Raw genomic sequence first — 11,829 nt, 5'->3', positions numbered from 1 at the left:
CGGCATACGAGATTTTTGATAACGGATGACGTCGTTGAGGATTGAAGCGTTGAGGTTCAAGTCCTGTGCTTCACAAAACGCGGTCACAAGTTGGCCGAGCTCATCATAATAGTTATCGGCATCATCCAGCAGTATGGTGACAAAAGCTTCCTGGGCCAAAAAACCCATTTTTCCGTAATTGGGGATGGTCACCAATTGCCGGCCGTTGTCCAACACATTTTCAACATATCCCTCCAACACACCGATGGCTTGGGCCATAGCCGGATAGGCTTCACGATTGGTGCTGACACGATCAATAACAAATTGAATAAACTGATCTGGTGATACGGCGTACTGATCCCGTAGAAAAGAAATCACAAAAAAGGCGAGCCTGAAAAAATACAGGCCGCAAGACGCAAAAGCGAAAACCACCGTCTTTTTCCAGTCCTCTACAGGCATGGAATTTGTATTTACGACGATTTCAATGATCTCAGGCTCACGGCCTTCATCTATCATCCCAAAGTGAATTCCAGACTTGCAAACCCGGGTTTCAATGCCCCATTCTTCGCGGCTTTCAGCCGTTCCCAATTCTGTGTTTTCCAGCATTTGGCATAAATAAACGCTCACGCGATCGCTCAGGCTCGGTGTCATTCCTTTCACGAGCCCTTGGCGGAAGCTATCTGCCGTTTCCTCAGGCAGTCCTAAAATAAACTCCGTATGTGTGGGCAGATTGCGTTCGTGCAGCAGTTTTTTCAGATTTTTATAATCTTCAACTTCAATATTTTTTCGCTTAATCGCGACGAGCGTTGGGTCGTTGAGAGACTGAACCGACAAAGTGGTCTGTGTTGCGATACCTTGGTCGCGAAATTCCCCCGCAATATCGCAAATATGCTCACTGCTATTTTTCGCCCAGCTGACGGACAAATAGCGCGGGTTGCCGTATTGTTTCGATATCCGGCCCATATGCTCCGCAATTTCCATGTCGCGGTCCTTTAAAATGCCAAAATTTGCATCCGCGCAGAAGGAATAGAAATATCCTTTCTTGCCAATCCATTCGATTTCGGCAAAGACCCTGTCCAAATCATGCTTCACCAGCTTCGACTGCCCCGGCCGGCCCCATTCACAAAAGGAGCATGTATAGGGACATCCCCGGGTCGTCTCAAATAAAGCACCCGTTATTTTATCCCCATACTTGGCAAAGATTTGATCGAACGAACCATCCAAATACGGGGACGGGATTATATCGATGTTCTTCATCCTAGACCTTTTGGGCGGGGTTACATATCCTTCTGGTGCATCGGGTTGGCGAAACGAAATACCCGGCACGTTGGACAAATCACCGTGCGTTGAAAGCGTGCGAAGAATATCTGCAAAGCTTTCTTCCCCTTCACCATGCACAAGAATGTCGGCAAATGGCAGAGCCTTGAACAATTTCGCAACTTGTGTGGATTCCCCAGGAACGGATGAGCCCCCCAATACGATTTTACAATCTGGAAAAGCCTCTTTGGCCATTTTCGCAAACTTGGTCGCAGCTTTTACATTCCACACATAATAGCTGATGGCAAAAACAGCAGGATTGCTCCATTCATGTTTGCACTGGTCAAAATCATCGACAAAACAATGGTGTTTGATGTCATACGCGTCTGTAATTTCAGGAATGGAATTCACATACGAAACGATATAGCCCGTTGCCAAAGGCAGAAGATTTATGTGGCGTGCAACGCCGAGATCCACAACTATAACTTCAGGTTTCGTCAACAGAAACTCCTTAGGGGTTGTACTGCATCACCATCAAAAACGAAAAAAGCAAAAAAACGGATCTTCTTCAGTTAGCAAGGTTTCAGGTCGGGATGCACACCGAAAATTTCAACTATATTATGATTGCGGAACGTCCAAATCAAACTCACAGTACCAAGTGTTGTTGACCATTGGCATTAAAAAGTGTGTTCGATCAACATTCCAGGTGTGAAGTGTCGCTCAAGAGGCAAATACACCTCCGTGCATCAATGTGCGAAAACACCTCACCCCGCTCAACCAAGCTGTTGCAACAGAGTACCCCCACAACGAAAAAAGGCCGCTCGATCGAGCGGCCTTTTGTATTCGATCTGGTATTGTCTCGCCCTAGCGAGAGTAGAATTCGATAACCAGGTTCGGTTCCATTTGAACCGGGTACGGCACGTCTTCCAGTTTCGGGACGCGAACGAAGGTGCCTTTACCTTTTTGGGTATCAACGTCCATGTAGTCCGGCAATTCGCGCTCGGAAGAGTTCAGAGCTTCGATGACCATGGGGATGTTTTCGGAACCGGTTTTGATTTCGACAACGTCGCCTTCTTTGACCATGTAGGACGGAATGTTAACTTTTTGGCCGTTCACAGTGACGTGGCCGTGGCTCACAAACTGGCGAGACGCAAACACGGTCGGAACGAATTTCATGCGGTACACGACGGCGTCCAGACGGCTTTCCAAAATACCGATGAGGTTTTCGGACGTATCACCTTTGCGGCGGACGGCTTCGGCGTAGTACTTGCGGAATTGTTTTTCAGAGATGTTGCCGTAGTAGCCTTTGAGCTTCTGTTTGGCCATCAACTGGATGCCAAAGTCGGTCGGCTTGGAACGACGGGTGCGGCCGTGTTGGCCCGGGCCGTATTCACGGGAGTTGACCGGAGACTTCGGACGACCCCAGAGGTTTACGCCCAAACGGCGGTTAATCTTGTATTTCGAGCGGATACGCTTCGACATGGTAATTCTACCTTTGTTTTCAGTACGTTGTTTGTTGTTCCAGTAGTCTCTTCAGCGAACTGAAGAGCGGGAGTACCGCCAACGAAGGGCAGCATCCACGTTCCCGGAAATGCATTGAAGCGCGCAATATACGCAGAAATCCGCCAAAAGCAAGGGGTTTTGGCGGATTTCTGCCCCTTGATATGTAATGCAGATTGCACTACACTTTCCCAAAGCAGGAGATATATTGTGCTCGACCTAGATACCATCGGTTTAGACCCTGAAAAGCAGACGCGCACCACGCAGATACGCCATGGTGATCGCTTGGCCTTGTTGATTGAACGTGCCTCTGCGGCATTAGGCGTCGATAAATCCGTCTTTCTGCGTAACGCCATCGCGAAAGAAGCTGAGCACATTCTTGACGCCAATTCACGACATGTACTGACGCCGGAAGACGCAAAAATGTTCGCGGCGGCAATGGACACTCCCCCTGCACCAACGCCCCGCGCACTCAAAGCCGCTGCGTCTTATCGGCGTCGCGTTACACATGCTGACTGAAGACACTGCCCTCAATATCGAGAATTGGGGACCGCAGCGACATGACCGCTCCAATTTTGATTGCGGCGTGGATCGACTAAACAATTTCCTGAAGCTGTCCGCAAAAAAACAACAAAAAGACGATATGACACGCGTCTACGTCGTCGTCGAGCCTGAGCATACAATCGTTCTTGGTTACCATGCCATCAATGTCGGCATCATGAATGTGACCGAACTCCCCAAACTGCCAAAGGGTGCGCCGAAGCACGGAGAAATCCCCGTTCTGTTTTTAGGACAGGTCGCAGTTGATCAAAAAGGTCAGGGCTTAGGCATCGGCAGCATCCTCATGCACCATGTCTTCGAAAAGGCATGTGTCATCGCTGATGAGGCTGGCTGTTATGCCATCTTGCTGGATGTCATGGCCGATGGTGGCATGGAGGCCTTTCAACGACGCAAGGACTGGTACGAAGAATTTGGGTTTCAGAGCTTCCCCAGCAATCAGGCCCGAATGTTCATAACCATGAAGCAGGTTCGCCAAGTCATTCAGGATATGGCAAGCCAATAACCCTGGCAAAGCACTTACCTGGGGAAAATTGGCACCTAAATCTCCAACTCACTATCCCAATACAGATAATCGAGCCAACTCGCATGCATATCCGACGGCGGGAGGTGGCGGGCGATTTGGTTGAGGCGTCTCACGGACGGCTCCAGTGCATCTTGGATCAGCGGCATACCCGCTTCATCCGGGGTTTTATTGGCTTTGCGTAAGTTACATGGGCTGCACGCCGCGACCACGTTGGTCCATTCGGTCAAACCACCGCGGGATCGAGGGTGGACGTGGTCGAACGTGAGCTCTTTGGCCGGGAACTTATCGCCGCAGTACTGACAGGAGAAATTGTCGCGCAAATAGATGTTATAGCGCGTAAACGCAGGCCGTCCGTTAAAGCTGACATAGCGTTTCAGCGCCACGACGGAGGGAACTTTGAACGCCGTGGACGGCGAATGCACCACCCGGTCGTAGCTTTCAACCAAGTTGACGCGATCGAGCAACAGGGCAGACACCGCGTCCTTCCACGACCAAAGGGATAAGGGGTGGTAAGACAAAGGCCGATAATCGGCATTGAGAACAAGGGTTTGCAGTCCGTTCATGTCCGAACAACTCCTGGATTTCGGGGCACAAAAAAACCCGCGAAAACGCGGGCGGGCTGGTGGAGGGAAAAGGGCGTCAACCGGGGGAGCGTTTGCGGCGTCAAAAGCACCCGGCCAGGCCCTTGCGGTCTGGTGGATACAGGTTTCGACGTGAGGCCATGTGTCGTCATGACTGTGCTCCGAATCGATTCGCTTCTCAATATATATAGTGATCGTTACCAAATCTTTACGCCAACAGTTGTGTGAACAGCCGCCAACATCTTGCACTTTCGGGCATTTCCTTCCATCTTTCGAGACATGATGAAAACCCGCTTCGCCCCCTCACCCACCGGACACTTGCACCTGGGCCACGCTTATTCAGCGCTGAAAGCCTATGAAACAGCCCAAAACGCAGGTGGGCAGTTCATTTTGCGCATGGAAGACATCGACCAAGGGCGCTGCCACCCTGAATTCGAAGACGCGATTTATGAGGATTTGCGCTGGCTGGGGTTGGACTGGGAACAGCCCGTGCGCCGCCAATCGGACCACATGGACGATTACAAAACGGCACTCGACCAACTGGACGGCCAAGGCCTTCTCTACCCCTGTTTTTGCACCCGAAAAGACATCCAGGGCGAAATCAACGCGGCGTTCGGCGCACCTCATTTGGCGCCCACAGGACCAGACGGGCCAATTTATCCCGGCACGTGCCGACATTTGAGCACATCTCAACGCCGAGAAAAAATCGAGGCCGGAGCCCCCTTTGCCCTGCGCCTCGACATGCAAAACGCACTCAAGGGCCGCGCCCTCACCTGGACCGACCAAGACCAGGGTGAAATCCGGGCCACACCCGAAATCTTCGGCGATGTTGTCTTAGCGCGCAAAGACACCCCGACCAGCTATCACCTTTCGGTCACCGTCGACGATGATTTGCAGGGAATCACCCATGTTGTGCGCGGCGAAGACTTGTTTTCGGCCACCCATATCCACCGGTTATTGCAAGACCTTTTGGATCTGCACACGCCTGTATTCCAACACCACGGGCTACTCAAAGCCGCAGACGGCCGGCGTCTCGCCAAGCGAGACCGGGCTGAAACCTTAAAGTCTATGCGCGAAAACGGCCTCACATCCGATCAGGTCCACGCCCGCCTTGCGGGTATCTAAGATAATTCAATGACCTAATTCGTATTTAATTCATACCAGATGCGATTTTGGCTTGCGCAGTCAGGGGGTTTAGCCTTTTATTGGGGCTGGGGTGATAAAAATATGGCTTTTGCCAGAAAGTCAAAAAAATTGAGCTCGTTGGGGGAAGGCCGTTTTCCTTTTCCCAGCCTATGAAATCCTAGGTAACTCCTGGAAAGAAGATTCTGTAACAATGAAAACTTGTCTCATTGTTGACGATTCCAAAGTCATCCGCATGGTGGCGCGCAAAATTTTGCAAGAATTGGAATTCGCAACCGAGGAAGCCGCAGACGGTCAAGAAGCATTAGACGCTTGCAAAGCGAATATGCCTGCTGCCGTATTGCTGGACTGGAACATGCCTGTCATGGACGGCATCACGTATTTGCGCGAATTGCGTAAGTTGCCGGGGGGCGATGCGCCCGTCGTTGTTTTCTGCACCACGGAAAACGACCTCGACCACATCCAAGAAGCCATGGAAGCCGGTGCGAACGAATACATCATGAAGCCGTTCGATTCCGACATCATCCAAGCCAAATTCCAACAAGTGGGTTTGATCTAACGATCATCCTGCGACGGAGTAACCGACGTGAGCCCCGAAGATTTCGAATTCATCAGCTCGCTGATTAAGAGCCGCTCCGGCTTGGTGCTGACGCCTGATAAGTCGTACCTGCTGGAAAGTCGGCTTATGCCCGTTGCTCGCAAACACGGCTTGAAAGGTCTGGAAGACCTGATCAACCATCTGCGCACGCGCAGAGACGAAGCCATGACCGTGGAAGTCACCGAAGCAATGACGACCAACGAGTCGTTCTTCTTTCGTGATGTGAAGCCGTTTGATTTGCTGCGCGACGTGGTGCTGCCGCCAATCTTAGAAAAACGCGCGAGCCAAAAACGTTTGCGGATATGGTGTTCCGCCGCCTCATCGGGGCAAGAGCCCTATTCCATCGCCATCGTTCTCAAAGAACTGGGCGCGCAACTGGCGGGCTGGAACATCGATATTGTGGGCACAGACATTTCCCACGACATTTTGAAAAAAGCTCAAGACGGCATGTATTCGCAGTTTGAAGTGCAACGCGGCATGCCGATCCAATTGCTATTGAAGTACTTCGACAAAAAAGACGAAACTTGGCAAATCAAGCCCGACATCAAAAACATGGTTCAGTATAAATATTGGAACCTGTTGGACGATCTTAATGGGCTCGGCAAATTCGACATCGTCTTTTGCCGCAACGTGCTGATCTATTTCGATGCGGAAACCAAAGGCAAAGTGCTCGAAAACATCGCCAAACTGATGCCCGAAGACGGCATGTTGTTTTTGGGTGGGGCCGAAACCGTCCTTGGCGTGACCGATAAATTTAAACCTGTTCAAGGACAAAGAGGGGTCTACGCCTTAGGTTAAGGCGTAGAAAAGCGTAGAGATAAAAGCTATGTCAAACGACAAAAAATACCGTCTCGTAACCAGGGCCGACTTTGACGGCGTCGTGGCCGGTGGTCTGTTGATCGAGCTGGGGCTGATCGACGATGTGATTTTTGCCGAACCGAAAGCCATGCAAGACGGCTTGGTGGACATCACGGAAAACGACATCACCACCAACTTGCCCTACGTTGACGGCGTACACTTGTGCTTCGACCACCACATTTCGGAAACGGAGCGTGTCACGGACCATGACAACCATGTCATCGACGCCAAAGCGCCGTCTGCCGCCCGTGTGGTCTACAATCATTTCGGCGGCAAAGAGAAGTTCCCCAACATTCCCGACGACCTGATGGAAGCCGTGGACCGCGCCGACAGCGCGCAGTTCAGCGAAGAAGACATCTTGGCCCCGGAACCGTGGACGCTGCTGAACTACATCTTGGATCCGCGCACCGGCCTGTCCCGCTTTGAACACTTTGAAATCAGCCACGAACAGCTGATGAAAGACATGATGGTCTATGTACGCCATCACCCGGTGGATGAAATTTTGACCATCCCCGACGTCGAAGAACGCACGCACCTGTATCTTGAACATGAAGAAAAGTCCGAACTGCAACTGCGCGAATGTTCCAAAGTTGAGGGCAGCGTCGTGGTTATGGATTTGCGTGACGAAGAGCTCATCTATGCCGGCAACCGCTTTACCATCTATGCGCTGTATCCGGACTGTAATGTGTCGGTACAGATGACCAAAACCCCAGACGGTGGACGCACCATTTTGGCGGTCGGCAAATCCATCTTGAACCGCACCAACTCCGCCAACATCGGTTCCATCATGTTGGAATACGGCGGCGGCGGACACGCCAATGCAGGCACCTGCCAAGTCGACAACGACAAAGCTAGCGAAGTCCTGAAAGACGTGGTTGCGCGTTTGAACGCCGGTTGATCACAAAACCAAAAAACACCAAAGGCGGCGCGCTGATGTGCCGCCTTTTTTGTTGCCCGCTTGTCAATTTCGAGCGGGTGTGAGAGGCTATTTACATCACCAACTTTAGACGGATGAAGCAGAATGCGGATCAGCGTCAAAAAAGCCCAAAATGGCGTCTATGCCCTGACCATCGGGGATCACACCCTTACGCTCTCGACCTTGGAGCTTAAACACCTGTTGATGGAAGCCGTCAAGGCCCTCACACCCGGTGCCATTGCGTCGGTAAGCGCCTATGAAGAAGCCTGTGACTTGGCCGAACGCCTCAAATCCGCCAACGCGCCGGGGCTGCAAAAGCTGATGTTGAGCGCCGTTGATGACGACATGGTGATTTTCCTCAAAGCGACGGAAAAAGACGAAGCCCTGCACAAGGTCTTCTTTGACAACATGAGCGACCACAAAAAGGTCATCCTGTCCGAAGACCTGCAATTCCGCTTTCCCGAAGGTGTCGACGAAGAAGACCTCAGCGACGCCGTCATCCGCCTGATCGAGCTCACCAACCAGCTGCAGGCGGATGGGGTTTTAGAAACCAGCAAATAAAGCCCGCACGCTCTGATATTCTTCAAGCATCTAACGTCGTTTTTCACCACAGAGTACACAGAGAACACAGAGCTGAATTCCTTATAACTCCGTGTTTTCTGTGTACTCTGTGGTTCAAATTACAACGTTACAGTTTTGGGCAAACACCCCCAAACCCAAAAAAGCCAAGGCCCCCAAAAGAGACCGCCGGGGCGGGCTGATTTGGGGGCCTTTTGGGCCGGAAGAGCGTCGCCGCCCCTCCAAGGAGAAACCACTTAATCGCTTAAGCGGCCTCGAAACCGTTTTTGGGTTTTGGCGTGTAGCTGTTGACCGTTTTCTTTTTGTCTTTGGACACTTTCACGTAAGCGCGCGCGCAGTGCTCTTCGCAGTAGGGCTTATCGGGAACGGCGGCTTGGCCGCAGAAGTGAAATTCAGGTGTGCCCGGCTCACCTTCGGGCCAGCAGCACATTTGCGCGGTCAACTCTTCCAAGCGCACCACGTCGCCGGACGGCAATTTTGCCGGAGCCGTTTGCGGCTGAGCGGCGGCGGGTTGAGCCGCAGCTGGTGCTTTCTTCGGCTTTTTGGGTTGCGAGCTGGCAGCGGAGCTTTGGCGGATCGGCGATTGGCGCTTTTTCAAGCCCAAACGGTGGACCTTGCCGACCACGGCGTTTTTGGTAACGCCCAAACGGCGACCGATTTCTGAGGTGGGGAGACCTTCTTCCCACAGACCAATCAATATCTTGATGCGCTCAGGCGTCCATTCAACGGCACTCATGTTCTACTCCGACTGTCTCTTGAGGCCCCTGCCGATAAAATTCGGCGGTTTGTGGGGCCGTTCCCCTAATTTTTCGCGTTATTTGTACGATTTTCGTACACACCGCCCGTATGGGCTGCTGGGGGGATAATAACAACATTTTCGATGATTGCACCAGCCTAAACACAATATCTTGTGGATAAATCCGCATCTTTAAGATGAAAGAACGCTAATATTTCGCAACTGCAAAATAGTGTTTCGCACCGCACCACCACATTAGTATACTGCTGCCCTCAATACCGCAGGTATGACCGCCCCGTGGGGGGGCGCGGTTTGTGGAAGACGAAAAATAAAAGGATTTGGGGATATGGGTAACAAACCAACACAAGAACAATGGGATGAGTTGGCTGCCAAGGAATTGCGCGGCCGCACCGCAGACGATCTGGTCTGGGAGACCCCCGAAGGCATTCCGGTTAAGCCGCTATATACGGCCGCCGACCTTGAAGGCATTGAAGCCGTCAACACCTTTCCGGGCATGGAGCCCTTCATGCGTGGTCCCCGCGCCACCATGTATGCTGGCCGCCCCTGGACCATCCGCCAGTACGCTGGCTTTTCCACCGCAGAAGAGTCCAACAAATTTTACCGCGACAACCTAAAGGCCGGACAAAAAGGCCTGTCCGTGGCGTTCGATCTGGCCACCCACCGTGGTTATGACAGCGACCACCCGCGCGTCACGGGTGACGTCGGCAAAGCCGGTGTGGCCATCGACAGCGTTGAAGACATGAAGATTTTGTTCGACGGCATTCCCTTGGATGAGATGTCCGTGTCCATGACCATGAACGGTGCCGTTCTTCCGGTTTTGGCAGGCTACATCGTCGCCGGTGAAGAACAAGGCGTCGACCCGGCCAAACTGTCGGGCACCATCCAGAACGATATTCTCAAAGAATTCATGGTGCGCAACACCTACATCTACCCGCCGGAACCGAGCATGCGTATTGTTTCGGACATCATCGGCTACACGTCGGAAAACATGCCGCGCTTCAACTCCATTTCAATTTCCGGCTATCACATGCAAGAAGCCGGTTCGACCTGTGTTCAAGAACTGGCCTACACCATTGCCGACGGTGTCGAATATGTGCGCACCGCCATCGCGTCGGGCATGGACGTGGACAGCTTCGCACCGCGTCTGTCGTTCTTCTTCGCCATCGGCATGAACTTCTTCATGGAAGTCGCCAAGCTGCGCGCTGCACGCTTGCTGTGGTCGGAAATGATGGAACAGTTTGAACCAAAAGATGCGCGCTCCAAAATGCTGCGCACCCACTGTCAAACGTCCGGCGTGTCCTTGACGGCGAAAGATCCGTACAACAACGTGATCCGCACCACCGTCGAAGCCATGGCGGCGGCCTTGGGTGGCACGCAATCTTTGCACACCAACTCCTTGGACGAAGCTTTGGCATTGCCGACGCCGTTCTCGGCGCGGATTGCCCGCAACACCCAGTTGGTGCTGCAAGAAGAAACGGGCATCACCAAAGTGGTCGATCCCCTGGCCGGTTCGTTCTATGTGGAAAGCCTCACCAACTCCGTCGCCGACGAAGCGCGCAAGTTGATCAAAGAGGTCGAAGACATGGGCGGCATGACCAAAGCTGTTCAATCGGGCTTGCCGAAAATGCGCATCGAAGAAGCCGCAGCCCGCAAACAAGCGCGCATCGACAGCACCGAAGAAGTCGTGGTTGGCGTCAACAAGTATCAGTTGGAAAAAGAAGATCCCATCGATCTGTTGGAAGTCGACAACTCCGCTGTGCGTGACGCACAAATCAAACGTCTGAACGACATCCGCGCCAGTCGCGATCAAGCCGCCGTAGATACGGCGTTGAACGCGTTGACCGAAGCTGCGAAATCCGGCGAAGGCAACTTGCTCGACTTGGCCGTCAAAGCCACGCGCGTGCGCGCAACGGTGGGCGAGATTTCTGACGCTTTGGAAAAAGAGTACACCCGCTACCAAGCCACCACACGCACCATCACGGGCGTGTACGGCTCGGCTCTTAAAGGTGACGATGCCTACATCGAAGCCAACGAAGCGGTCGAAGCCTTCGCCAAAGACCGCGGCCGTCGCCCGCGCATGCTGGTGGTGAAAATGGGCCAAGACGGTCACGACCGTGGCGCCAAAGTGATCTCCACCGCGTTTGCCGATTTGGGCTTTGAAGTGGACGTTGGCTCCTTGTTCCAAACCCCGTCCGAGGCTGCCCAAGAAGCCGTCGAAAACGACGTGCACGTCATCGGCGTCTCCACCCAGGCTGGTGGTCACAAAACCTTGGTTCCGGAATTGATTGCTGAACTGAAAAAGCGTGACGCGGACGACGTGGTGATCATCGTCGGCGGCGTGGTCCCCGAACGCGACCACCCGTTCTTGAAAGAAGCAGGTGCCAGCGCAGTCTACGAGCCCGGCACCCACATCCCGACGGCGGCGAAAGAAGTGCTAGACTGCATCAAGGCCGCTCGCCCAACGGCTTAAAGCTGAAGCACAACGCAAAAAACAAAAACGGCGCTCCGATTTGGAGCGCCGTTTTTGTCATGTGGCCCCTATCGGATCGCACCCGCCATCCCTCGCGGCTAAGGAGC

Annotated in this window: 12 protein-coding genes; 8 read left to right on the top strand and 4 right to left on the bottom strand. The window is 52.9% G+C overall.

Going from position 1 to position 11,829, the window contains the following annotated elements:
• On the bottom strand, nucleotides 1-1,737 hold a 1,737-nt coding region (locus tag V5T82_RS06800; RefSeq protein ID WP_332894859.1), incomplete at its 3' end, for a B12-binding domain-containing radical SAM protein.
• Between the two features lie 363 nt (nucleotides 1,738-2,100).
• A complete protein-coding gene (gene rpsD, locus V5T82_RS06795; protein ID WP_332894858.1) occupies nucleotides 2,101-2,718 on the bottom strand; it encodes a 30S ribosomal protein S4 in 618 nt (205 codons plus the stop codon).
• Between the two features lie 228 nt (nucleotides 2,719-2,946).
• Between rpsD and V5T82_RS06790 the strand changes: the two genes are divergently transcribed.
• Together V5T82_RS06790 and V5T82_RS06785 are read left to right on the top strand one after the other, a co-directional pair.
• Nucleotides 2,947-3,255 carry a type II toxin-antitoxin system TacA family antitoxin gene (locus V5T82_RS06790; protein ID WP_332894857.1) on the top strand — a complete coding sequence of 103 codons (309 nt, stop codon included), beginning with the start codon at nucleotides 2,947-2,949 and terminating at the stop codon, nucleotides 3,253-3,255.
• Nucleotides 3,245-3,799, top strand: a complete 555-nt coding sequence (locus V5T82_RS06785; protein ID WP_332894856.1) for a GNAT family N-acetyltransferase — start codon at nucleotides 3,245-3,247, stop codon at nucleotides 3,797-3,799. Before V5T82_RS06790 ends, V5T82_RS06785 begins: the two co-directional genes overlap by 11 nt.
• Nucleotides 3,800-3,834: 35 nt before the next feature.
• Here V5T82_RS06785 and V5T82_RS06780 read toward each other — a convergent pair whose 3' ends face one another.
• The gene (locus V5T82_RS06780) at nucleotides 3,835-4,383 is read right to left on the bottom strand and encodes an HNH endonuclease (RefSeq protein ID WP_332894855.1); all 549 of its coding nucleotides are present in this window, start codon (nucleotides 4,381-4,383) and stop codon (nucleotides 3,835-3,837) included.
• A gap of 297 nt (nucleotides 4,384-4,680) precedes the next feature.
• On the opposite strand from V5T82_RS06780, the gene gluQRS reads away from it, so the two are divergent.
• The 5 genes from gluQRS (at nucleotide 4,681) to V5T82_RS06755 (ending at nucleotide 8,477) form a co-directional block, all read left to right on the top strand.
• A complete protein-coding gene (gluQRS, locus tag V5T82_RS06775; RefSeq protein WP_332894854.1) occupies nucleotides 4,681-5,526 on the top strand; it encodes a tRNA glutamyl-Q(34) synthetase GluQRS in 846 nt (281 codons plus the stop codon).
• Between the two features lie 211 nt (nucleotides 5,527-5,737).
• Entirely contained in the window at nucleotides 5,738-6,103 is a 366-nt protein-coding gene (locus V5T82_RS06770; protein WP_332894853.1) for a response regulator, read from the top strand.
• 27 nt (nucleotides 6,104-6,130) lie between these two features.
• Complete coding sequence (locus V5T82_RS06765) at nucleotides 6,131-6,940, top strand: CheR family methyltransferase (RefSeq protein ID WP_332894852.1); 810 nt, start codon at nucleotides 6,131-6,133, stop codon at nucleotides 6,938-6,940.
• A 28-nt stretch (nucleotides 6,941-6,968) separates the two neighbouring features.
• Nucleotides 6,969-7,898: an exopolyphosphatase gene (locus V5T82_RS06760; protein ID WP_332894851.1), complete on the top strand. Its 930-nt coding sequence runs from the start codon at nucleotides 6,969-6,971 to the stop codon at nucleotides 7,896-7,898.
• A gap of 123 nt (nucleotides 7,899-8,021) precedes the next feature.
• Nucleotides 8,022-8,477 carry a FliG C-terminal domain-containing protein gene (locus V5T82_RS06755; protein WP_332894850.1) on the top strand — a complete coding sequence of 152 codons (456 nt, stop codon included), beginning with the start codon at nucleotides 8,022-8,024 and terminating at the stop codon, nucleotides 8,475-8,477.
• 262 nt (nucleotides 8,478-8,739) lie between these two features.
• Here V5T82_RS06755 and V5T82_RS06750 read toward each other — a convergent pair whose 3' ends face one another.
• On the bottom strand, nucleotides 8,740-9,231 hold the full coding sequence (locus V5T82_RS06750; protein ID WP_332894849.1) for a GcrA family cell cycle regulator: 492 nt from the start codon (nucleotides 9,229-9,231) through the stop codon (nucleotides 8,740-8,742).
• Nucleotides 9,232-9,577: 346 nt separating this feature from the next.
• On the opposite strand from V5T82_RS06750, the gene scpA reads away from it, so the two are divergent.
• Nucleotides 9,578-11,722: a methylmalonyl-CoA mutase gene (scpA, locus tag V5T82_RS06745; RefSeq protein ID WP_332894848.1), complete on the top strand. Its 2,145-nt coding sequence runs from the start codon at nucleotides 9,578-9,580 to the stop codon at nucleotides 11,720-11,722.
• Nucleotides 11,723-11,829: the final 107 nt, after the last annotated feature.

It is taken from the genome of Magnetovibrio sp. PR-2 (genome assembly GCF_036689815.1).
In the GTDB taxonomy this organism is placed as follows: Bacteria; Pseudomonadota; Alphaproteobacteria; order Rhodospirillales; family Magnetovibrionaceae; genus Magnetovibrio.
Note: the sequence above shows the minus strand (reverse complement) of the source record. Positions and strands in the feature narration are given on the sequence as shown.